Genomic DNA, 21,334 nt, shown 5'->3' on the forward strand with positions numbered 1-21,334 from the left:
CGTACAACATCACTCATGACTTCAGTGACACTCTTGCAACACTTCACCGCACAAGCGTGACCGTCAGTCGTTGAGGCGCAGATACTTTCTGTTTCTGCTTTGCGGCGGAGCAGTCGCCTTAACTAACCCCTCGTCAACGAGCGTTCGTAGCGCCGGCCTGAGCGAGGCCGCTGGTCGCCCTGTCATGTCTTCGAGTTCACGAATAGAGCGCGCATCGTCGGTTCCTAGGCGTCGCGCTCGTTCGACTTCTTCACGCCAGTCACTGTCAGTCATGTCCTCACTGCACATCACTGAAGCAGTCACTTATATAAGTGAGAATGTCACTCGCATAAGTGAGGATTTCACTGAATCCTCCTGGTATAACCAAAATCGGGGGCCCGCGCCGATTCCGAACGCCGAAAACATTGATATCGCCGCACTTCTCAATGCGACTCGTTTTCACGGGCAGGCGAGAGAGGGAGCGCTCTAAGGTCCCGCGAGTGATGCAGCGGACCTCACGGTCGCGCACGAGCGCACTCACGCGTTGCGCGAACAGCTTGTTAAGCTCGAGCCACACATCGCAGCGGAAGAAGGAGGAAAGCCATGCGGCGTCGCGCTCTTCTTGGCGGCGGCCTTCTCGCCGCGCTCGGCGCCTCGGCCCTGTATGTGGAGCGCGACAGCATCGCTGGCCTCTTTCCGCACGAGGCGCACGTGGACCTCTTTTCCCTCGGCGTTGCCTTCTCATCCGTGCCGGATTCACTCGCGAGTGAGGTCCAGGCGCACGGCCCAGCGTCCGTTCTGCACGCCGGGTGCATCCCGGGCGTGGATCGCACGTTCGTTCAGCCTGATTCACCCCCGATCATTGCGGGCACGCGCACTCTGAGCACTGCACACGGCGCCGAGACCCTCACGGCGATCACGCGAGCGTTCCTCGAGAAAGCTTCACGACCCGCGCCCACTCCCGCGCTCACTAATCTCGATCGCTCCGCGCTCCTCGATATTTTCACCCTCACGTGGGCGCTTCCCTCCCCCATCGCGGCGCTCAGCCCCAACTGGCGTTACACGTGGCCGCGCGATACGGCCCACGTGATCGTGGCCCTCGCCGAGCGCGGCTTCGACGACTGGTCGCTGGGCCTCCTCGAGCACCTCGCACGCATCCAGCGCCCTGACGGCACGTTCGAGGCTCGCTACCGACCCGGCACTACAAGCGCGCCCGATGCCCGCTCACCGCAGTTCGATGGAATCGGCTGGTTCCTCTGGGCGGCGGCAACGCTCGCCAGGCTTGGGGTTTTGACCTCCGACGCCTCCCCCGCGACCTCGCTCCCCACTCTTAGAACGGCGCTCACCCGCGCGGCTCGCGCCGCCCTCGACGCCACGACCACCGAGAGCGGGCTTCCGAAGCCGAGCCCCGACTATTGGGAGGTACCCGAGCGGCGCCTCACCCTCGCAACGGCAGCCATGACACTCAGCGCGCTCGGGAGCGCGGCGCAGCTTTCGGCGCTGGGGTTACTTGAGGGCGAGGCAGGCGTCGGAAAGGAAACACTCGAGAGACGTGCCCGGGAAACCGAACGCGCCCTCGTGGAAACTTTCGGCCCCGGTGCCTTCCAGCGGTACGCGCGCGGCGGAGGTTTCGACGCGGGGCTGCTCATGCTCCTGCCGCCGTACCAAACGCAGGAGTTTGCCGAGCGCAACCCAGCGATTGCCGGCCACATCGACGAGGCTTTCGAGGCGATGCAGCGCCCCGCCGGCGGTGTCGCTCCGGGCGCGCGCTGGAAACGCGACGGCATCAGTTGGACCCCGCAAACGGCGATGTTCGCCCAGGCCTATGCGCGTCTCGGCGAGCGCGAGCGCGCTCTCGAGCTCCTCGAATGGCTCGCCGCCCACCGCACGAGCGCCGGGGCAATCAGCGAAAAAATCCTTGCCGACGGTAGCCCCGCCGCCGTCGCGCCCCTCTCGTGGCCAGCGGCGCTCGCGCTCAGCACGCTCGAGGCGCTGCACAGCTAGGAAGCGCTTGCGGGTGGACGCACACGGTCAAACTGCATGCGATCGAGCTCGTACACGCTTGTGCACAGCTCGTCGATGTCCTCCTGGTTGTGGCTGGTCATCACAATCGTGCGCCCTTCTTCATGGAGCTCATGGAGAAGCGCACGAATATCGCGAACGCTCGTCTTATCGAGTCCGTTGAAAGGCTCATCTAAAAGCAGAAGCGGTTGTCCTTCCATAAACGCTTGGGCAAGAGCGAGCTTTTGTTTCATGCCGAGAGAATAGTGGCGAACAGACTGGCGTAGGTTCGGCGCAAGGCCCACACGGTGAAGAGCCTCTTCTATCTGCTGGTCTCCAATGAGCCCGCGAATAGACGCGAGCCGACGCAGGTTGTCGAACCCCGTGAGACCACCGATGAAGCCTGGGCGATCGATAATAATGCCAATTTTGGAGGGGAAGTCCTCGCCAGTACTTTTCAACTTTGGTGAGACGACGACGCGACCCGAATCCGGCTTGAGGAAGCCAACGATAAGTTTGAACAGCACGGACTTACCCGAACCGTTAGGGCCTTGCACTCCCATGAAATCGTGCTCATCGATTGCAAGCGAAGCATGACTCAAGACCGGAGTCGAACCGAAAGCGATCGAAACGTCTTTTACATCAACAAGATTGACCATTCGGCACCTCTACAATCATGAATCAAACTGAGGAATACGGGTATTGCTCAGCACGAACCGGAGAAACACAACACTGGCGACTCCTACTGTCGCCGTTACGATAATGGCACCTGCCGTAGCCGGAAAGGCCCCATAAAAGCCCAGGGCAAATGGGGCCGGCCACAGCGGGTTCAACCACGGCAGCGTGAGCGCCGCGCATACGACCAAAGTTATGGCGGCTACCGCCATCGACCCAAACCTCCACGCAGCGGCCATTGAGAGCAGTGTCGTCACCACTACGGTCACGATCGAGCCCAGCCATACCTGCAGGGCTGGCAAGAGCTCCGTGGGGTGATGAGCCATGCTGCTTGAAACACCACCGAGCAACACAAGCACAAGGGACAGCGCAGCGATCGCAGTGACAAGCGAACCCCCTATTGTGCGAGTGAAGAGTTTCCACGGGTCTCCCGTGCGGATCGCCACCAGCGATGCCGCGGGTGCCGTCTCACCCGCAAAACGTACGAGCGCGGCATACGAAGCCCCGAAAACTAGCACCATGTACATGAACCATGCCGCAAAGGAAAACTCTTCGCGCGCCGAACCGTAAGTGAGATACATGAAAAGGTCGGCACCGTCGGGCCGCAAGAAACTCATGAGAGTCGCCGCACCTACGGTTGCGATACACCAAAATCCGAACGGCCCTGTCCGCGCGAAGACTTTCCGAGCGCGCACCAAGACTGACGATCCACTCACACCAATAGTCAGGATCGTCGCGACGGCGAAAAAAAGCGGAACATACCATAGGGCGCCAAATGCTTCGACACCCGAGAAGGGCGCAAGGGCCACATCGGGATTGCTCCACTGCGGAAACGGCCATACCTTGACGAGCACAAGCGGAACAAAACCTACCCCGATCCCAGGGATCCATGGCTTCACTCGAGTATTCACGATAAGGGCCCCTAGTAGGGTCGCCGCAAGCCCAGCGAGCCCGACCTCGAACGCGATTCCGTACGCTATACAGGCCACAGGGCTTAGGTTTCGACTGGCATAGGGCTGCAGAATTCCCTGCCATATTGTCGCCGGCTGCACAGAGAGCACTCCCGGGGTCCAGGACATGCGCCACGTGTATCCAGACGACGTCGCCAAGACCCCTAACAATTTGCTTGCTCCGAGCAGCGCTCCTATCCCAGCACCACGCATCCAGAGCGCAAGAAGTCCGTGCCGTTTTGACCCGAAACGAGACAACGCAAGAGGGTTCGCCACAAAGGCACACTGCCGCAAAAGCAGAATAATGAGTAGAGGCCACTGAAAGTAACGGAAGTAGTACGGGTCTTGTCCGAAGGCGAGCACTCGTTCCCACAGCGAGATGCCGACGACCGCATCGAAATCGACGTCGCCTTTGAGCAGGGGCTGCGACGACGTCACGATAGCAAGCAGTGCGCACATCCCGCAGATGAGCCCCCACCCAGCTACCGGACGCAAACGGCTCACTGCCCCCATCAGCACAAGGCCTTCGGCAGCTTCGCTGAGAAAGCGGCGTAAGCAGCGACGACTCCAGCGATGAGGAAAACAATAAGGCCTACGGTCACGGGGATGAGGGGATCTTGTTGGGTGACACCAGTTGGAATGAACGATCGTATAAGGCTGAAGTGGTCAACCCGAAGAGCCCCCGCGACAAACTCGGAGAGAAGCACGACGACAGGAAGCCAGAGCAGTGCAACAAATCGATTCTCAAAGAACATCGCCCCTACCGCTGCCAACGTCGATAATGCCGCACCGCCGATACCTACCCATATCGCCTGGAAAGCAAAGTACAGTACCGGGGAGACGGCATAGAGCTGCGAGAATGTTAGACGTTCTGCTGCCGGTTCAAGATCGTCCCCGAAAGGGTTGAAAAAATCGACGGGGATAAGGTGCGGGTGGATTCCGTATGACACGACAGCCACGAGAGCGACACCTCCCGCGAAGACGATAAACCCAGCGCACGCAGCGCGAACCGCGTGGCGAACAACGTAGGGGCTGCGCCCTCGCCTTGCCATGATAGGCCCCCACGCACCCCCAGTGCCGACCTCCTGCATCACCACTGGCGCGTACAGCAGGGCGGCAAAAATTGGCATGAAGAAGGGCAGAAAATCCGATATCCCTAATGTGAATAGGGAGAATTGATCGGCGACCGCACCATTAGCGCGGGAGACCTCCATAAAAACGCTGGGACTCAAGAGGACAACTATTGACATAAGAAACGTGGAGGTTTTGACAGGATTTTTCACGGGTGCCATTCCTGAAGCAAGCCGAATCACAGTTCACATCGCCGTTTCAGTTATTACGCCGCTTCTCGCCAGTGCGCCCAGCATAAGTTTTCCATTGATACGACGCGTACCCCTCGCCGCTGAGTGGTGCAGCCGTCGAACTAAACATTGAGAGGAAGATCCCGCATAGGCGGATGTTGCCATAAAACCAGCCCCCGTAACGATGGCCCGAAGCAACCTTGCACGTCTACGCATCACAACGATCCCCCTCATCCTGGAACACCACTTAGACAGCAAGGATCCTACCCCCCCTAGTGCCTTACGCTACACGCCACGCCCTCCGTCATCCCTTCGGTTGCTGGCCCTCAACGCGCTCGAGGCGCTCGAGCATTGATGCTTCCCTTAGTCCCCGCAAGCGACCAGAGGGCGGGGCTAGAGTGGTAGATCGGGATCGAGGACGATCCGCATCGAGTTTCGAGGAGAGGTCATGAACGAGAAGGCTAGTGCGCCCGATCTTCGCGCGGAACGCGTGAATTACACGAAGGGCCAACTCACCAAAACGCTCGCGGGCAACGACCCGCACGCACTGTTTGACGAATGGATGAGAGACGCGATCGAGCGTCGCGACCGCGAGGGCGATGTGCTCGAACCGAACGCCATGGTCGTCTCCACAATCAACCCGGAAACTGATTGGCCAGATTCGCGCGTACTGCTCCTTAAGGAGCACAAGAACAAGAAGTTCGTGTTCTTCGGCAACTACGAGTCCCAAAAAGGACACGACCTTGACGTGAACCGCAAGGCCGCCCTGAACTTCACGTGGCTGCCGCTTCAGCGCCAGGTGCGCATCCAGGGCAAGGTGCGCCGCATCAGCCCCGAGGAGTCCGACGCCTACTTCGCGGTTCGCCCGCGTGGTTCGCAGATCGGCGCCTGGGCAAGCTCGCAGTCGGACGTCATCGACTCACGCGAAGACATTCAGCTCGCGAACGAGCGCGCTGAAAAACGCTTCGAAGGCAAAGACGTTCCCCGCCCGCCGCACTGGGGCGGCTGGGCACTCACCCCGCACGTGATTGAGTTCTGGCAGGGTGGCGCTTCGCGCCTGCACGACCGCATCCGCTTCACGGCCTTGGATTCGGAAGAAGGCCGCTGGCAGGTCGACCGCCTCGCTCCGTAAACACTCACCCGAGATAACTGTGAGGGCCGGGGAGACGCTAAGCGTCATCCCGGCCCTCTCGTATTAGGCGACCTCGTTGAGTTCGAGCGAGGTGCGTGTTCCGCCCACCTTGACGCGGAACACGGGCGCTCCCTCCTGCGGAACCCCGCGCGGAGTAAGGCTCGAATTGAACGACGAGGCAAGGCCGTCAAAATCAGTGTGGACGTGTACGCCGGGCAAAACCCCGACGGTGCACGCGGCCTTGAGGCCCTCAACCTGAAGATCACCGCGGTGGACGCGGGCAATATCGACAGTGATCGAGGCGCCCTTCGCGTCGAGCGCGCCCGAGAACTCACCGATGCTCACCTTGGCCGCGGCACCATTCACCTCCACCGGGGAGGAGACAGCATCGAGCTCGGCCCTGACCTTGAACCCTTGGATCGAGAGAGGCGCGGTCACGGAAGAAGCCTTCACGGTGCTCGAGACCGCATCGAAGTGTGCCTCGCGTGGGACCTCCTCAAGCTCGATCGTGCTCGCGACGCTTGCGCATTCGAGGGCTGTCGTGGTGGGAAGTGAAAGCCTCACCGTGAGGCGCGAGCGCTTGCGGTGGAGAATGTCGAGCGCTTTTCGGTCAGGGCTCTTGATTGCGAGGCGCCCGAAGCGATACTTCACGCTCGTTCCCGCGGCTTCTTCGCCCTCGAGGTCGATCGTGATCTGGTTCGTAGTGTTTGTCGTGATCGCGACGTCGGCATAGTTCAACTTGAGCTCGGCACGCACATCGCCGGTGGCGTCGTAACGATAGGTTGTGGTGCTCATGGCGGGACCCTTCCTTAGATCCATCCCTTGACGGGGTTCGTGCCTTTCGGCGGGTTATCGGGGGTGAAGCCCCAATTCTTCGTGAATTGCGAAGTGCGGGGTTCGACAACGGCATCGCGGATCACCTGGACGAGCCAGGCATTGAGACTCTGGCCCGAGGCTTCCGCACGCTTTTCCGCGCGGGCCTTGAGCCCTTCGGGCAGGCGAAGAGATACCCGCGAAATATCGCCTTCATCGAGTCCCTGATCCGCCGCGGTGGCCGATTCAGGCGCGGGAGTGGCGTCAGGATACTTTGGAGTGACATCAAATCTGACACCTTCGGGGGCAAGGCGCGCGCTCACGCGCTCGAACGTGAGCGACTCGCTAATCTCGGCGGTCGCCGTCGTGACCGTATCGAGAAGGGCAAGCTTGAGTAGGGGGCGGGCAAGGGGGCCCACTCGCTTCATAGCGGAGCCGAGATCATCGCCACCGACGTTAGCGACATGCTCGAGCTGCTCAACAAGAGCGTCGGTCTGCTGTGACATCTCCATAACTCAACAGTAGCACCACTGTGACGCCACAACAAGCTTTTTTGACGTCATTTTCTAAGCGAAGGGGTTCCAGAACCTTCCGCCATTGACGATCGCGAGCGCAATCGGCACTGCGAGCACGGCGAAGGAGAGGGCCATGATGAGCCCGTCGCGCCACGTCAGGGGCTTCTTGCCGTACCACGTGCGCCGCTTGCCGCGCCCAAAACCGCGCAGCTCCATAGCGCTCGCGACTTCCTCGATGCGGTCGAACGCGCCGAGGAGAAGCGGGATGATGACGCCCACGATGTTCCGCGCGCGCGTCACGATCCCCGCCTTCGATGAGGTTTCGAGTCCGCGCGCCTGATGCGCCTTCGAGATCGTCACGAAATCACGCTGAATATCGGGGATGTACCGAAGGGCGATCGAGACGGAGTAGGCGATCTTGTACGGAACGCCGATGCGGTTCAGTGACTGCGCAAACTCTGGCGGGCGCGTCGTCGCAATGAACAAAAGCACGGGTGGAAGCACCGCGAAGTACTTGAGGGTCACAACGAGCTGATAAAAAAGCTGCTCACTCGTGATGTCCCAGTGCCACGGGCCGTTCACGAGCACGGTGCGTGTGCCATACAGTTCGGTTCCGTAGCCGGGCGCGAACAGGAAAATGAACACGTTGTTGAGCAGCATGAGACCGGCAATGATGACGAGCACAACGGCGAGGTCGCGCAGCTTCACGCGACTGAGAACCCACAGCACGATGTTGAGCACGAGCATCGCCGCAAGGTAACGCGCATCGAATCCCACGAGCGCACCCACGACGCTCGTGACGGCGAGCATAAGCTTCGACAGCCCCGAGACTCGGTGCAGGAACCCCGGCCGGTCGACGTACCCGAGAACGGACTTAGCGGGCATCGCCCACCTCCCGCCTCTCGCGATCAACCGCGATCACAGCCTCGACAAACTCGCTGCGGCCAAACTCTTGGGTGGCGCCGTCACCGGTGGAAACGGGAAGTCCGACGGCTGCCGCGAGCGCATCGAGGCTCGTGCGCACGAGGTTCGCGCGCGTCGTCACGTCATCGTCGACGAGGATTCGCGAGGGCGAAGAATCCGCGATGATCTCCCCTTCGCTCAGAACGACGGCGCGCGGCACATACTCGAGGGCAAGATGCATGTCGTGTGTGATGAGCAGAATCGTCGTGCCCGCACGGTTGAGGCCGCGAATGAACTCCATGAACTCCGTGTAGTGGCGAAAGTCCTGGCCAGCGGTCGGCTCATCAAGAATGAGGATTTCGGGCTCGAGCGCGAGCGCGGCCGCGATCGTCACGCGTTTCTTCTGGCCGTGACTGAGGGCGCTCACGGGCCAGGTTTTGAACGGGGCGAGCCCGCACGTCTCGAGGGCAGATTCCACGCGCCGGCGCACCTCTTCCTCGTCGAGGCCGTGGGCGCGTGGACCGAGCGCGACCTCGTCGAAAATGAGCGGCTTCGAGATCATGTGGCCCGGTTCTTGAAGCACGAAGCCCACGCGCGTGCCGATCTCGGCGATACTCAAGTTCAGAACATCGTCGCCGAGCACCTCGACGGTGCCCGAGTTCGGCTTCGCAAAACCCGTGATCGCGCTCGCGAGCGTCGATTTTCCAGCGCCGTTGTTGCCGAGGATCGCGAGCATCTCTCCGCGCCGCACCTCGAGATCGATTCCCCGCAGCGCGTGCACGCCCTCGTGGTCTTTATCGTGGCCGTGCAGCACGTGAAGATTGCGCACGCTGATGGCCGCGGTGGCGTCGGACCCCTCCCCCGGCACTTCCTCAGCCGAAACCGAGCCGAACCTCGCGGACCACTGCTCACGCCCCCACTCTCGCACCCGCGCGCATTCGCTCTCGCTCAGGCGGAGGGTGTCGAGCCGAGCGGGGTGCGCCGACGCTGGCGGTTCGATCCCCGCATAGTTGAGGGCCGTGAGGTGCAGCGGACGGCGAATGCCGTGCTCGGTGAGGAGCCCGGAGGTCACGAGCTCATCCGGAGTTGTATCGGCAACGAGGCGGCCGCCGGCCATCATGAGGATCCGATCGACTCCCCTGTGCAGCACTTCTTCGAGACGATGCTCGATGATGACGACACTCGCGCCGCTCTCCCGATTGAGGTCGTCAGCCAGTTCGATCATCGCGCGACCCGTCGCCGGGTCAAGGTTCGCGAGCGGCTCGTCGAACAGGAGAATCGGCACGTCGTCCACGAGCACGCCCGCGACGGCGACGCGCTGCTTTTGCCCGCCACTCAGTTCGTGCGGCGAGTGTTCGAGAAGCTCGGTGAGGCCCACGCGTTTTGCGACCCGCTCGACGATGCTCGGCATGTTGCCCGAGGCAACCTCCTGGTTCTCGAGCGAAAAGGCGATGTCCTCCGCGACCGTGAGGGCGACGAACTGCGCGTTGGAATCCTGGAGAACCGTGCCGGCCTCACCGGCGGTGCGCACGAGCGGTGCGCGCACCGGATCCACGCCACCGACCTTCACGCTGCCACTCACGCGTGCCTCGAAGCGGTGCGGCACGAGACCGTTCATCACGTGCAGCAGGGTCGACTTTCCCGAGCCACTCGGCCCCACGATCGCGACCTTCTCCCCCCAGCCGATCGTGAAGCTCACGTTCTCGACCGAGGGAAGTTTTTGGGTGCGGTAATGCACGCTCACGTCATCGAACACGATGGCGTGAGCGGCACGGTTCGCCTCGGGCGAATGGGAGGGAAGAGCCATGCGGAACGCTTAAGCGCCCACCTCGAGCGAGCCCGAGCGGATGCGCGTCTTCGCGTACAGCGCGAGGATGATCGAGCCAAACACGCAGGTGAGAATCGCATTCGTCACGAAGGCCAGGAGGCCCTGCACGATGACCTTATCGAACGGTTCGCCCATGAGCGTCACGTCGAGAATCCACGCGAGAACGCCCCATGCAACGAAGTGACCCACGATGACCGCGAGGTTGAAGCGCACGAGATCCCGGCGCGGGAACTCCCCCTCGTTTACGCGGTTACGAAGCATGAAGAAGCCCACGATGAGGCCGAATACAGCCGTCGGAATCTCCCACGAAAGCCAAATGCCGTAGCCGGTTGCGTCCGCGAGAATATGCCCCACGAAACCGGCGATGCCCGCGACGTACGGGCCATACAGGACCGCGAGAACCGCAAGGAGAGCGTACTGGAACGTGATCGATTGATTCGGCACGGGGACGGGAATCGCGACGAAGCGGCTCAGGACAAAAAAGAGGGCGGCACCGATACCGATGGCGACGACCTGCGTCACGGGAGAGACCTTACGGGTCACGGGAAGCGGTGCACTCGACGTAGGGGTTTCAGGGGTAGACATGAGGGGATCCTTTACTTTTCGACCTTCTCGAACACGACGTGCCAGCTGTTGCCGCGCCCGAGGTGGAAGGCATTCGCGTACGAGCCACGATTGATCGCGACAGCCACGCGATCAAGGGAATTCACGTAGATGAGCGATTCGCCAACCTCGACGTGCGCGAAGCTCGGCGCATACACGAGGCTCGTCGCGTGAACGGTTTGCCCGTTATGGGTGATCGTGAGGCGCACGTAGTCGCCGTGGAAAATACCGGCCTCTTCAAAGAAGGTGCGCGGGATGGACGTCCACAGGGAGCCGTAACGGTTATCGTGCGCGTCAATCGTGCCCGTAAGTGCGTTGCCCTCGATCTTCGGCGCAAGCACCGGGAGGGTCACGACCTCACTCACCTCGCGGCTCGGGCCGACCTGCTCGTACGTGATCGTTCCGCTCGCGAGCCGCGCACCGGTGAACGCGTAAATGTCACGCCCGTGGAAAGTGTAGGAATGCGCCGAACCTTCGCGCCGATTGAAATGCTCGTCGATCTCGCGCAGCTCCTCGATCCCGAAAAGCTTCTCGATGTGAGTGAGGGTGCCGTTGTTCGGGGTCACGACGTAGTGGCCGGTCGACGTGCGCGCCACCACGCTCAAGCGATCCGAGCCAACACCCGGATCCACGACCGAAACGAACACCGTGCCTTCGGGCCAATACGACACGACCTGCGCGAGGCGGTAGGAGCCCTCCCAAATGTCATAGGGAGGAATGTTGTGCGTGACATCGTGGATGCGCAATTCGGGGTGCACGCCCGTGGCGACGCCGTACATTGCGCTCACGGCGCCATCGACGTACCCGAAATCCGATTGCAGAACGAGCGGTTTCACCGCGCACCCTCCCTCTGTTCACCTGCACTGATACCCCCACAAGGATAGCGAGCGAGGCAAGAGGCATGAAGCTCCGTGGCGAAATGTGAACACCGCCGCAGGGTGCCTGTTGACATCTGTCATTCGCACGCGTGACAAAACCCAGCGAAGCTCCTGACGTTTTCCACTACTGGGTTCGCGAGCGATCGCGAAGAGTGGAGACATGAACACGGCACACACCCCCATCACCGTCTCGAACCTGACCCGCACATACGCGGGCGCAAAGAAAAAGAAAGCCTTCACCGCGGTGGACGGCATTTCCTTTCACGTCACCGAAGGCGAGGTCTACGGCCTCCTCGGCACGAACGGCGCAGGCAAAACGTCAACTCTCGAAATCCTCGAAGGCCTCGCACCCGCCACAAGCGGGAGCGTATCGGTCCTCGGCATGGACCCCACGAAGGACCGCGCGAACGTTCGCCCCCACACGGGAACCATGCTCCAATCCGGCGGCCTGCCCACCCAACTGACCGCCGCTGAAACGATTCGCATGTGGGCAGGAACGTGCTCGCAGCCGATGCCCCCAGAGCGGGCCCTCGACGCTGTCGACCTCACGCACCGCGCGAAGGTCAAGGTCGGCTCGCTCTCCGGCGGTGAACAGCGCCGCCTCGACCTCGCCTGCGCCCTCGTTGGGCAGCCCTCGATCCTCTTCCTCGACGAGCCCACGACCGGGCTCGACCCCGAATCGCGCCGCCGCGTATGGAGACTCCTCGAGAACCTCAAAACGCAAGGGGTCACGATGATCCTCACGACCCACTACCTTGAGGAAGCCGAGCGCCTCTGCGATCGAATCGGGATCATGCACCGAGGAGCAATCGTCCTCGAAGGCAGCCTGCGAGACATCGTCTCCACGGAAGCATCGGTGATCCGCTTCGGCGTCGGGGACGGGTCCGACGCCGCCGGCGCCTCCACCGCCCCTCAGCCTCCCGCCCTTGCCGGCGCCCAGGTCACTCGCTCCGGCTCCACGTACGAAGTGCGAACCGATCACCTTCAGGAGCACTCGCTCGCCATCTTGCAGTGGGCGCGAAGTGAGCGCCTCGCCCTGCGCGACTTCTCCTCGACCCCCGCATCCCTCGAGACCGTCTTCATGCGCGTGGCAGGCGAACAGAACTGACGGGCGCGCAGCAGACACCAAAGCTTCCACCGAAAGGACACCCCATGACCACGGCAACAGCCACAGCACATTCCACACCCCGCTCGAGCCGCCTTTCCCGCACGATTGCCCTCGCGCGCGCCGAGCTCACGCAGTTTTTGCGCAATCCCACTCTCCTGTTCATGGCGCTTCTCTTCCCCCTTGGCCTCACGGTCGCCATGTTCGTGCTCAGCTCCACGGGCGGCGGCGAGGCCTTCGCCGCCTCGCTCGCTCTCGAAACGTCCGTGCTTATGACGATGCTTCTCGTCGTGTACTACTCGGTTCTCTCGATGTCGACCACTCGGCGTGACGAGAAGGTCCTCAAGCGTCTGCGCACCGGAGAGGCGAAGGACTCGGATATTCTCGTGGCGATTGCTGCCCCGAGCTCCCTCCTCGCCGTCGTGTTGATGGTGCTCGCCCCAATCCTCCTCATCGTTCTCGGTGCTCCCGCACCAGTCAACGTCGTTCCTCTCATCGTCGCTGTCCTCGGCGGGATCGCCGTGAGTGCGGCACTCGGATTCCTCACGAGTGCCTTCACGATCAACGCCGAAGCCGCCCAGATCACCTCGCTACCCGTTATGGTCCTCGCGATCGCCTCCCAAAGCACCTTCCGCGCGCTCATGCCCGAACAGGTCACGCGCATCATCGACCGCACACCCTTCGCGCTCATGGGGGACCTCGCACACCTGGCATGGTCGGGAACGACGGTCACCGGTGGGTTCGAGCCGCTCGAATCCGGCGCGGCTCTCGCGGCCGCAACCGCGCCCATGCTCATGCTCGCACTGTGGGCCATAGCGCTCCTCGTGCTCGTGCCGAGGGTCATGAAGTGGGAATCTAACCGGTAAACCGCCGACTACGACCCGTGGGACACTGGTGGGGCTTCTCTCGGCCCCGCCAGTTTCCCCTTTTCCGCCAACAAACAGAGGACACCGCATGAGCACCGCCCCGGGCGACCACGCCGCAGAACCGGCGCGCGTTCGCAGCATGGAGAAATACGCGCTCTACACGAAGTGGTCCGTCGCGCTTGCGGCACTCTTCACTTGGCTCCTCTTTGCCATCCCCAGTATCACGGCAACAACCTCGAAGCACGCGGGCCTCACACCTCTGCTGTGGGCAGTCGCCACGGCTGCCCTCACGCTCTTCGTGAGCATCACTCTCCTACGCGAACCCGCATTCGAACTATTTCCTGAAAGACGGGGACGCGCGCGTGGAGCGAGGGTCAGTTTCATTCTGGTGCTCGTGAGCTGGATCGTGTGCATCCTCGTGTCCGTGCTCGCGCCCGTTTCGATCGGGGCGTGGGCAAGCGTCTACGCGATTCTGTGCACCGCGCTCTTCGCACTCGCCCACGCGCCGTGGATGCGACACAAGTGGATCGCCGTCACCGTCGCCGCCCTTCTCACGTGCGCAACGCAGCTCAGGATTGACGCCAGCACCGCACTCACATCGATCTGCATTCCCCTCATCTTCCTCACCGCCACGCTCTCCGCCTTCTGGGGCCTCGACGTTTTGCGCGACGCTGACCGGGCCCGCAAACTCGATGCCGAACTCCACGTCAGCGCGGAACGACTCCGCTTCGCCCAAGAGCTTCACGACACGATGGGTCAGAGGCTCGCGGCGATCAGCCTCAAAACACAGGTGGCGATCGCCCTCGTCGAACGTGGCGATAGGAACGCCATGAAGGAACTTCGCGAACTCCAGGAACTCGTGAAGGCCAGCACCGCCGATATGCGCGCCGTCGCCCACGGCTACCGGCGCATCAATCTCGCCACGGAGATCGCCGAAGCCCGTGCGCTCCTTGGAGCCTCACACATCAACGTCCGCGTCGACGGCGACTCCCTCGACGTTCCCGACAGCCGTCGAGAAGACGCCGCCTGGTTCGTCCGCGAAGCCACCACCAACATCCTCCGCCACTCCCACGCCACGAGTGCGCGCCTCACTCTTGCCGAGGACAACGTGGCTATGACGAACGACGGCGCGCTCGAAAGCCCCGGCCCACTCTCGGGTCTCGAGTCGCTCCGCCGCCGCGTGGCCGTAGCGGGCGGAAGCATCACCGTCGAGCATGACGCCCCGCACTTCACCGTGCGGCTATGCTTCGACGAGGGGCCGGCGAGTGTCAGACCCGCCCCCACCCACACACCCGAGGAGAGCGCATGATCCGCATCGCCATCGCCGACGATGAAACCCTCGTTGCCTCTTCCCTCGCGACCCTGCTCGGGCTCGAAGAGGATTTCGAGATCGCCACCGTGTGCGGCTCGGGCGAGGAGATACTCGAGTGGTGGGCCCGAGACACCGGCGGCGCCGACGTTCTCGTGTGCGACCTGCAGCTTGGCGGGATCGACGGCATCGAAACTGCGCATCGCGTGCGCGAGAAACACCCCGGTGTGCAGGTGCTTATCGTGACGAGCCACGCACGGCCCGCAGCCCTCAAGCGCGCGCTCGAACGCGGTATCGCGGGATTCCTCCCGAAAACGTCGGACGCGAAAGAGTTCGCCGCGGCCATCCGCACCGTCCACGCCGGACGGCGCTACCTCGACCCCGAAACAGCGGCCCTCGCGATCAACCAGGGCGACAGCCCCCTCACGGTCCGCGAGCGGGAACTACTTGAACTAGCGGGGCGGGGCCTTTCCATCGACGACATCGCCTCCGAAGCGCACCTCGCGGCCGGAACCTGCCGAAACTACCTCTCGAACGCGATGGCAAAAGTTGGTGCGGCCAACCGCTTCGAAGCCTTCACCGTGGCGCGCGACCGCGGCTGGCTCTCGTCATGAGCACGTTGCCGGGCAGGGAGTGCCGGTTCCACGGCTTTGAGAGGGGAGCAAACAGACTAGAGAGCCCCTTCAGGTGTCGTAGCGTCGCTTTTCTCCCCCAGGAATTAAGGCAAAACCAGGGAGGGGCCCCGCGCCGCAGCGCGAGACCCCTCCCGTTTAAGCCCTAGGGCTCAGCGGATCATGCTCAGGCGTCGGCCTGGCCGTCACCTTCAGCCTCGGTTGCAGGCTTAGCGTCCTTGGCGGACTTTGCAGCCATCATGCCGCCAGCGGCGAGCAAAGCCGCGGCGCCTGCGGCGACCGGAGCGGCCTCGAAACCGGTGCGCGGAAGCGGACCACGGTTGTTTTCTGCATCCTTCTTAACCTTCTTGACCGGCTTCTTCGGCTGCTTCTTCTCCGGCTTCTTGGGAGCGGGCGCAACCGGAACAGCCGCGTCGCTCGGGTCCTTGCCGGGCGCAGGCTGTGCCGACGGCTCCTCGGGCTTGGGCTCCTCGGGCTTCGGCTCTTCCGGCTTCGGCTGTTCCGGCTTCGGCTCGGGCTTGGGCTTGGGCTCTTCCGGCTTAGGCTCGGGCTTCGGCTCCTCAGCCTCATCCCAAATCGGCAGAACCTGCACGACCGTCGGGCGCGGGCCGGTCTGGTTGTACTCAGGGAAGAAGGAGTGCTGCTCGCTGAACTTGCCATCTTCACCCGGGTGCTGAACCGACACGAATGCCGAGTAGTCCTCGTCGCGAACGATCGGGCCACACGTCTCTGCCTCGCGAGGCACAGAGAGGAACTGCTCGACGTTGCCGCGCATGTCTCCCTCGAGGGTCACGCGGAACAGGCCATCGTTGTAGCCGATCCCGCTCGGGGCACCGTCGGTCGAAATCCAGAGGTTGCCCACAGAGTCGAACGCGAGGTTGTCCGGGCAGGAAATGGGCGAAACCGACGTCGGATCGACGTTGCCGTAGAAGGTTTGGTCGCCACCGTTCGGGTCGCCGGCCACGAGGAGAAGGTTCCACGCGAACTCGGTGCTCGTCTGGTCACCCTGCTCGTCGAGCTCGAGAACCTGACCGTCGCGGTTCTTCTGGCGCGGGTTCACTTCATCCACCTGGAAGATCTCGCGCTTCGAGTTGTTCGTGAGGGCCGCGTACACCTTGCGCGAGTGGTGCGAGGGCTCGACGTCCTCGGGACGGTCCATCTTGGTGGGCTCCACCTTGTCGGCAGCGGTGCGGGTGTTGACCGCAATCTCTTCGACAGTCATGCCCTCAACCTGCGACTTGCCGCCCAGGATCAGCGGAACCCATTCGCCGGTGCCGTCGAACTGACCGTCCGAAGGAACGGCGCCGCTGCCGTCGATTTCTTCCTTGGGCGAGTTGCCGTAGAAGCGCGCGACGTAGAGATCGCCCTCGGTGAGGAGCGTCATGTTGTGCTTGCGATCGCCCTCGACGTACTTCTCCTTGGAGACGAACTTGTACATGTACTCGAAGCGCTCATCGTCACCGGAGTAGACAACCGCGCGGCCGTCCTCGGCGATGATGACGTTCGCACCCTCGTGCTTGAAGCGGCCGATCGCGGAGTGCTTCTTCGGGGTCGAGGTGGGGTCCCACGGGTCGATCTCGATGACGTAACCGAAGCGGTTGACCTCATTCTCGTAGCCGTGGTTGGTCGCGTTGAAACGGTCCTCAATCATATCGAAGCCGTATACGGTCTCGCCCGAGCCGAGCCCGAGGCGGGCGTTCGACTGAATGTTCTCATCGGCAACGAAGTAGCCGTGGAAGTTTTCTTCGCCCGAAAGGAGCGTGCCCCACGGGGTGAGGCCACCCGAGCAGTTCGCGAAGGTGCCGAGGATCGTGCGGCCCTTGGGGTCGTCCTTCGTTATCACGAATTCGGAGCCCGCGGCGGGGCCGGTGAGTTCATACTCCGTGTCGAGGAGGAAGCGGCGGTTGAGTTTTCCGCCCTTCACGTAGGTGTAGGGCGACTTGCGGTCCTTGCGCTCGAGCTCCACGACGGTGAGCCCCTGCGCAGCCATCGTGATGGCGACCTGGTCTTCCTTCATCATGTCCTCCGGGAACATGATGTTCGCGTTCGTGTACTCGTGGTTCACGAACATGACGGCGCGCAGGCCATCCGAGCCGGGGATCTCCTGGATCTCCGTGTAGTCGTTGTTGTACCCGAACTGCTTCGCCTGGGCTTCGGGAGTCTGGTTGTTCCAGTCGAACTCAGGCGAGTCGTCGAAGAGGGGGTCGCCCCACTTGATGACGGGCTCCCAGCGGTAGCCCTCGGGGACATTGAATTCGTCGACATCCTTGTTGACGGGAGCGATGGGGGTGAAGCGGAGCTTCGAGCCATTCGGCGCTTCGGGGGCCGAGCCGATCGTGGGGTTCGGGGCGCTCGGGTCGGCAGCGAAGGCGGCCTGACCCATGCCCTGCGTGCCGCCGGCGGCGATCACGAGGGCGCTTGCGGCAGCACCGCCGAGGAGCGAGCGGCGGCTGATCGCGGCGGAGACGATGTCACCGATGTAGGAGTTGTTGCTCGTGTTGCATGCGGGCTTCGCGCACTGGTTGTCGCACTTGAGTGCGCAGGTCACTGCGGAACGCTTGCCGCGAACGTGATCCTTCATGAGGAGCGGGAGGTGGAGCACCATTGGAGGCATCCCTTCAATGTGGTTGGTGATCGGACGCAGTTACAGTGCTCTACGCGAGGGACCAACATCCGCAGTAAAAGTGACGCCCACGTGAATTTTTTTCAAAGAACAGTCAAGACGTGCGCGTGCCGCCCGCAACGAGGGGCGGATGAAGCACCTACCTACACCCTCACGAAGAAGACACAGGCGGGCGGCGAAAAAGCCCCTGGAAGAGCCGCGGCGCCGTGCGCGGGGTCGCATCGCGCACCTCAGCAAGCGCGGGGATGCGCTTCGCGAGCGCCTTCTCAATGCGCAGGTGGAGCGTCACTTCGGACAGTTCGCAGCCCTTGCACGCCCCTGCGAACTCGACACTCACCACCGGCCCGGCATCGCCCCACTCGACACCAACGATGTGCACTTTTCCGCCGTGCGAGGCGATGTAGGGCGCGAGGTCACCGTCAATCACATCGGTCGCGGCAAGACGCACGGCCTCGACGCGCCTGTCCACCCCGATTTGAGACTCAAACTCCGCGAGGTGGGGCGCCGCCTCGGCAATCATGAGCGCAAGACCCTCGCGAACAGCCTCGGCATCGTTGCGCCAGGAATATCCCGCGCGCAGCCACACCCAGAGTCCGTGAGGCTCCGCCACGATTCGTTCAAGCTGCGGCAGTGCCTCGGCAATCGGCTCCCAGCCAAGCGGCAACGACGCCCCCTGCACGCTCCACCTCAGCGCTCGCTCCGCCCCGGTTACGCTCGTCGGAGCGGGGGTGGCATGGCCAAGACTTGGCACGGCACGCTGGGAGTGGTCGGGCAAAGCGTGAGGTCCGACGCTTGCCGGGGAACCGTCGGAACCCACGCCCACTACAGCGCTCCCACCGCGAGCTTCGCGATAAACGCTCCCACCCACGCGAGCGCGAACATGTAGCAGAAGGCGAGGGCGGGCCATGTCCACGAACCGGATTCGCGACGCAACGCCGCGATGGTACTAGTGCACTGCAGCGCGAACACGAAGAACACGAGGAGCGCGGCTATCGTGCCTGGCGTGAAGAGGAGCTGGCCTTCGTGCGGTCCGGGACCCCACGTGAGAGAGGAGAGAGCATCGCCGGGGTTTTCTGGATCGGACGCACTCGCGATCTGCCCGAGCGTCGAAACGAACACTTCGCGCGCGCCGAGCGAGGCCACGACACCGACGCTCACGCGCCAATCGAAACCAAGGGGCTCGAACACGGGCTGGACGGCCTTGCCGAGGCCCGCACCGTAGGAATGCTCAAGCTGGTAGGTCGCCACGGCCGCCGAATCGGACTGGTCGATGCCCGCGGCCGCGAGCTCCGCATCGCCCACGGCCGGGAGGTTGAGCAGCGCCCACAACACGAGTGTGAGCAGGAGGATGATGCGTCCCACCTTCGTGAGAAAGCCCTTCACGGGAATCCACGTGTTCGTCACGAGCTCGCGCACCGTTGGGATGCGGTAGGTAGGCATCTCCATGTAGAAGGGGAGGTTTGCCCGACCGCGCCCAAAAATCTTCGAGAACACCCACGCCGAGCCCATCGCAGAGCATGCCCCGAGCACGTACAACCCAAAGAGCGCCGCGCCCTGCGCGCCGATCACTCCGCCGAGGCGGGCATCGGCCGGGACCAGCATCGCAATCAACATCGTGTACACGGGAAGACGTGCCGAGCACGTCATGAGAGGGATCGTAAGCATCGTCGCGAGCCGGTCGCGGGCCGACGGCAGCGACCGCGTCGCCATAATCCCCGGAATCGCACACGCGAGGCTCGAGAGCATCGCGACGAACGCCCGGCCCTCGAGGCCCGCACCTGCCATGACCCGATCCATGAGGAACGCCGCCCGCGACATGTAGCCGGACGCCTCGAGGATGGCGAGCGCGAAGAACAGCAGGAAAATCTGGGGAACGAACGTGAGAACGCCGCCCACGCCACCGATCACGCCATCGGCCACGAGACCGGCAAGCCAGTCGATACCGATATTTTCGCGCGCAACATCTCCGAGGAACGCGAAGCCCTCTTCGATCCAGCCTTGAATGGGAGCAGCGACCGTAAAAATAAGCTGGAACAGCGCAAACATCGCCGCAAAAAACACGAGGCTGCCCCACACGGGATGCAGCAGCACCGCATCGAGCTTGCGGGTGCGGGCGTGGGTGCCGGGCGCGCGATAGTGCGCGGCTTCGAGCACCGAATCGATCCACGCAGCGGAGCCCTTCGGGTTGGTGGGAGCGGCAATGGCGGGGCTCGGCCAGTCCTCCTCCGACGCCAGCTCGGCTTTCAGCGCGTCGAGCTCTCGGTGGTTTCCGGCCGTCACGACGAGAACGCGGTGGCCAAGCGCCTTCGACAGTGCCGCGACGTCCACACTGCCGCCGCGCGAGAGGAATTCGTCGGCATGGGTGAGCGCCACAAGGATCGGCAGACCCGTGCGTTGAAGCTGTGCAATGAGCCCGAGCGAGCGGCGCATACTCGTCGCGTCAAGCACCGCGATGAGCGCATCCGCGCGGCTTTCATCGCTGAGCGATTCGAGAACAACCTGTTCATCGGGGCTGATGGGGTCGAGCGAGTAGGTGCCCGGCAAGTCCTCCACCTGGGCATCAATTCTCGCGCCGGAAGCGTCCTGCACTTCGACGCTACCCACGAACCTGCTGACCGTGACGCCCGGGTAGTTCGCGACCTTCGCCCGCATGCCCGTGAGGGCGTTGAACACCGTGGATTTACCGGCGTTCGGGTTGCCCACGAGCGCAAAACGGCGCGCACCGGTATCGCGCGGCGCTTCCGGCGCCGCATCGTGGCAGGTCATGCTGCCTTCTTCTCGACCGAGTTGTTGGGGTGCTCATCCCCAACGTGCACGAGGATGCGTGCCGCGTCGCGCTTTCGAAGGACGATTTCGCAATCGGCAACGCGGAACACGAGCGGGTCACGCATGGGCGCCTTGCGCACGAGCTCAACCTCGAGACCCGGGTGGAAGCCCAGGTCAAAGAGGCGGCGGCACAGAACAGAATGCGAGTCACGATACGCCGCGATGATCGCCGTGACCCCCTTCGGCACATCGCTCAAGGCGATCGTCGAAGCGAAGGGGCAGTCGAGGGTGCACACGAGCGCACGCGAGGTGAGCTCATTGGCGAGCGACGTCATCTCGGGATAGGCAACTGACATATTTGCAAGGTTAGCATTGCCTAATCTAACTAGGAAGGGACGTGGGGCACGCCACCGTCGGACCGAAGAACCCCCGGGCAGTGCCGCAGATCTGAATAC

20 protein-coding genes are annotated in these 21,334 nt (G+C 63.0%); 6 read left to right on the forward strand and 14 right to left on the reverse strand.

Annotation, left to right across the window (positions count from 1 at the left end; all coding sequences use genetic code 11):
* Nucleotides 1–63: 63 nt before the first annotated feature.
* A complete protein-coding gene (locus E6X30_RS08240) occupies nucleotides 64–273 on the reverse strand; it encodes a hypothetical protein (protein WP_147594870.1) in 210 nt (69 codons plus the stop codon).
* A gap of 309 nt (nucleotides 274–582) precedes the next feature.
* Between E6X30_RS08240 and E6X30_RS08245 the strand changes: the two genes are divergently transcribed.
* A complete protein-coding gene (locus E6X30_RS08245) occupies nucleotides 583–1,983 on the forward strand; it encodes a hypothetical protein (RefSeq protein ID WP_016663437.1) in 1,401 nt (466 codons plus the stop codon).
* Here E6X30_RS08245 and E6X30_RS08250 read toward each other — a convergent pair.
* The 3 genes from E6X30_RS08250 to E6X30_RS08260 are packed head-to-tail and all read right to left on the reverse strand — an operon-like array spanning nucleotide 1,980 to nucleotide 4,657.
* Complete coding sequence (locus E6X30_RS08250) at nucleotides 1,980–2,639, reverse strand: ABC transporter ATP-binding protein (protein WP_016663438.1); 660 nt, start codon at nucleotides 2,637–2,639, stop codon at nucleotides 1,980–1,982. The two genes, E6X30_RS08245 and E6X30_RS08250, sit on opposite strands and share 4 nt — an antisense overlap.
* A 15-nt stretch (nucleotides 2,640–2,654) precedes the next feature.
* Nucleotides 2,655–4,064, reverse strand: a complete 1,410-nt coding sequence (locus tag E6X30_RS08255) for a hypothetical protein (RefSeq protein ID WP_147594871.1) — start codon at nucleotides 4,062–4,064, stop codon at nucleotides 2,655–2,657.
* A gap of 53 nt (nucleotides 4,065–4,117) precedes the next feature.
* Entirely contained in the window at nucleotides 4,118–4,657 is a 540-nt protein-coding gene (locus E6X30_RS08260; protein WP_147594872.1) for a hypothetical protein, read from the reverse strand.
* A 697-nt stretch (nucleotides 4,658–5,354) separates the two neighbouring features.
* On the opposite strand from E6X30_RS08260, the gene pdxH reads away from it, so the two are divergent.
* Complete coding sequence (pdxH, locus tag E6X30_RS08265; RefSeq protein ID WP_016663441.1) at nucleotides 5,355–6,038, forward strand: pyridoxamine 5'-phosphate oxidase; 684 nt, start codon at nucleotides 5,355–5,357, stop codon at nucleotides 6,036–6,038.
* Nucleotides 6,039–6,101: 63 nt separating this feature from the next.
* Here the strand turns inward: pdxH and E6X30_RS08270 are convergent, their stop codons facing one another.
* Genes E6X30_RS08270 through E6X30_RS08295 form a run of 6 tightly spaced genes read right to left on the reverse strand, consistent with a single transcriptional unit; the run spans nucleotide 6,102 to nucleotide 11,536 of the window.
* On the reverse strand, nucleotides 6,102–6,833 hold the full coding sequence (locus tag E6X30_RS08270) for a hypothetical protein (RefSeq protein ID WP_016663442.1): 732 nt from the start codon (nucleotides 6,831–6,833) through the stop codon (nucleotides 6,102–6,104).
* A gap of 14 nt (nucleotides 6,834–6,847) precedes the next feature.
* A complete protein-coding gene (locus E6X30_RS08275; protein ID WP_316336009.1) occupies nucleotides 6,848–7,357 on the reverse strand; it encodes an Arc family DNA-binding protein in 510 nt (169 codons plus the stop codon).
* Nucleotides 7,358–7,417: 60 nt separating this feature from the next.
* Nucleotides 7,418–8,251 (reverse strand): energy-coupling factor transporter transmembrane protein EcfT, encoded by an 834-nt coding sequence (locus tag E6X30_RS08280; RefSeq protein ID WP_016663444.1) that lies wholly within the window; start codon nucleotides 8,249–8,251, stop codon nucleotides 7,418–7,420.
* Entirely contained in the window at nucleotides 8,241–10,076 is a 1,836-nt protein-coding gene (locus tag E6X30_RS08285; RefSeq protein ID WP_016663445.1) for an ABC transporter ATP-binding protein, read from the reverse strand. The genes E6X30_RS08280 and E6X30_RS08285 overlap by 11 nt, the downstream gene beginning before the upstream one ends.
* 9 nt (nucleotides 10,077–10,085) lie before the next feature.
* The gene (locus E6X30_RS08290; protein WP_016663446.1) at nucleotides 10,086–10,682 is read right to left on the reverse strand and encodes an ECF-type riboflavin transporter substrate-binding protein; all 597 of its coding nucleotides are present in this window, start codon (nucleotides 10,680–10,682) and stop codon (nucleotides 10,086–10,088) included.
* Nucleotides 10,683–10,693: 11 nt separating this feature from the next.
* Nucleotides 10,694–11,536: an S-adenosyl-l-methionine hydroxide adenosyltransferase family protein gene (locus E6X30_RS08295; protein WP_016663447.1), complete on the reverse strand. Its 843-nt coding sequence runs from the start codon at nucleotides 11,534–11,536 to the stop codon at nucleotides 10,694–10,696.
* A 202-nt stretch (nucleotides 11,537–11,738) separates the two neighbouring features.
* Between E6X30_RS08295 and E6X30_RS08300 the strand changes: the two genes are divergently transcribed.
* The 4 genes from E6X30_RS08300 to E6X30_RS08315 all read left to right on the forward strand — a co-directional run bounded on the left by E6X30_RS08300 (nucleotide 11,739) and on the right by E6X30_RS08315 (nucleotide 15,472).
* Nucleotides 11,739–12,686: an ABC transporter ATP-binding protein gene (locus tag E6X30_RS08300; protein WP_016663448.1), complete on the forward strand. Its 948-nt coding sequence runs from the start codon at nucleotides 11,739–11,741 to the stop codon at nucleotides 12,684–12,686.
* A 44-nt stretch (nucleotides 12,687–12,730) separates the two neighbouring features.
* A complete protein-coding gene (locus E6X30_RS08305; protein WP_016663449.1) occupies nucleotides 12,731–13,549 on the forward strand; it encodes an ABC transporter permease in 819 nt (272 codons plus the stop codon).
* 88 nt (nucleotides 13,550–13,637) lie between these two features.
* Nucleotides 13,638–14,858 (forward strand): sensor histidine kinase, encoded by a 1,221-nt coding sequence (locus tag E6X30_RS08310; protein WP_016663450.1) that lies wholly within the window; start codon nucleotides 13,638–13,640, stop codon nucleotides 14,856–14,858.
* A complete protein-coding gene (locus E6X30_RS08315; RefSeq protein WP_016663451.1) occupies nucleotides 14,855–15,472 on the forward strand; it encodes a response regulator transcription factor in 618 nt (205 codons plus the stop codon). The genes E6X30_RS08310 and E6X30_RS08315 overlap by 4 nt, the downstream gene beginning before the upstream one ends.
* A 184-nt stretch (nucleotides 15,473–15,656) precedes the next feature.
* On the opposite strand, the gene E6X30_RS08320 is transcribed toward E6X30_RS08315, so the two are convergent.
* From E6X30_RS08320 to E6X30_RS08335, 4 genes are all read right to left on the reverse strand, one after another.
* A complete protein-coding gene (locus E6X30_RS08320) occupies nucleotides 15,657–18,095 on the reverse strand; it encodes a PhoX family phosphatase (RefSeq protein ID WP_016663452.1) in 2,439 nt (812 codons plus the stop codon).
* 169 nt (nucleotides 18,096–18,264) lie between these two features.
* The gene (locus tag E6X30_RS08325; RefSeq protein ID WP_168161692.1) at nucleotides 18,265–18,792 is read right to left on the reverse strand and encodes a NifU family protein; all 528 of its coding nucleotides are present in this window, start codon (nucleotides 18,790–18,792) and stop codon (nucleotides 18,265–18,267) included.
* Between the two features lie 143 nt (nucleotides 18,793–18,935).
* The gene (locus E6X30_RS08330; RefSeq protein WP_016663454.1) at nucleotides 18,936–20,879 is read right to left on the reverse strand and encodes a ferrous iron transporter B; all 1,944 of its coding nucleotides are present in this window, start codon (nucleotides 20,877–20,879) and stop codon (nucleotides 18,936–18,938) included.
* Nucleotides 20,876–21,235: a FeoA family protein gene (locus tag E6X30_RS08335; RefSeq protein WP_016663455.1), complete on the reverse strand. Its 360-nt coding sequence runs from the start codon at nucleotides 21,233–21,235 to the stop codon at nucleotides 20,876–20,878. The genes E6X30_RS08330 and E6X30_RS08335 overlap by 4 nt, the downstream gene beginning before the upstream one ends.
* Nucleotides 21,236–21,334: the final 99 nt, after the last annotated feature.

Source organism: Dermabacter sp. (assembly GCF_032550575.1).
GTDB lineage: Bacteria > Actinomycetota > Actinomycetes > Actinomycetales > Dermabacteraceae > Dermabacter > Dermabacter hominis.

Excerpts from the sequence above, each read along its gene's own strand:
- E6X30_RS08240 (WP_147594870.1), bottom strand. The coding sequence starts at position 273 with ATGACTGACAGTGACTGGCGTGAAGAAGTCGAACGAGCGCGACGCCTA.
- E6X30_RS08245 (WP_016663437.1), top strand. The coding sequence starts at position 583 with ATGCGGCGTCGCGCTCTTCTTGGCGGCGGCCTTCTCGCCGCGCTCGGC.
- E6X30_RS08250 (WP_016663438.1), bottom strand. The coding sequence starts at position 2,639 with ATGGTCAATCTTGTTGATGTAAAAGACGTTTCGATCGCTTTCGGTTCG.
- E6X30_RS08255 (WP_147594871.1), bottom strand. The coding sequence starts at position 4,064 with ATGTGCGCACTGCTTGCTATCGTGACGTCGTCGCAGCCCCTGCTCAAA.
- E6X30_RS08260 (WP_147594872.1), bottom strand. The coding sequence starts at position 4,657 with ATGGCAAGGCGAGGGCGCAGCCCCTACGTTGTTCGCCACGCGGTTCGC.
- pdxH (WP_016663441.1), top strand. The coding sequence starts at position 5,355 with ATGAACGAGAAGGCTAGTGCGCCCGATCTTCGCGCGGAACGCGTGAAT.
- E6X30_RS08270 (WP_016663442.1), bottom strand. The coding sequence starts at position 6,833 with ATGAGCACCACAACCTATCGTTACGACGCCACCGGCGATGTGCGTGCC.
- E6X30_RS08275 (WP_316336009.1), bottom strand. The coding sequence starts at position 7,357 with ATGTCACAGCAGACCGACGCTCTTGTTGAGCAGCTCGAGCATGTCGCT.
- E6X30_RS08280 (WP_016663444.1), bottom strand. The coding sequence starts at position 8,251 with ATGCCCGCTAAGTCCGTTCTCGGGTACGTCGACCGGCCGGGGTTCCTG.
- E6X30_RS08285 (WP_016663445.1), bottom strand. The coding sequence starts at position 10,076 with ATGGCTCTTCCCTCCCATTCGCCCGAGGCGAACCGTGCCGCTCACGCC.
- E6X30_RS08290 (WP_016663446.1), bottom strand. The coding sequence starts at position 10,682 with ATGTCTACCCCTGAAACCCCTACGTCGAGTGCACCGCTTCCCGTGACC.
- E6X30_RS08300 (WP_016663448.1), top strand. The coding sequence starts at position 11,739 with ATGAACACGGCACACACCCCCATCACCGTCTCGAACCTGACCCGCACA.
- E6X30_RS08305 (WP_016663449.1), top strand. The coding sequence starts at position 12,731 with ATGACCACGGCAACAGCCACAGCACATTCCACACCCCGCTCGAGCCGC.
- E6X30_RS08310 (WP_016663450.1), top strand. The coding sequence starts at position 13,638 with ATGAGCACCGCCCCGGGCGACCACGCCGCAGAACCGGCGCGCGTTCGC.
- E6X30_RS08315 (WP_016663451.1), top strand. The coding sequence starts at position 14,855 with ATGATCCGCATCGCCATCGCCGACGATGAAACCCTCGTTGCCTCTTCC.
- E6X30_RS08320 (WP_016663452.1), bottom strand. The coding sequence starts at position 18,095 with ATGGTGCTCCACCTCCCGCTCCTCATGAAGGATCACGTTCGCGGCAAG.
- E6X30_RS08330 (WP_016663454.1), bottom strand. The coding sequence starts at position 20,879 with ATGACCTGCCACGATGCGGCGCCGGAAGCGCCGCGCGATACCGGTGCG.
- E6X30_RS08335 (WP_016663455.1), bottom strand. The coding sequence starts at position 21,235 with ATGTCAGTTGCCTATCCCGAGATGACGTCGCTCGCCAATGAGCTCACC.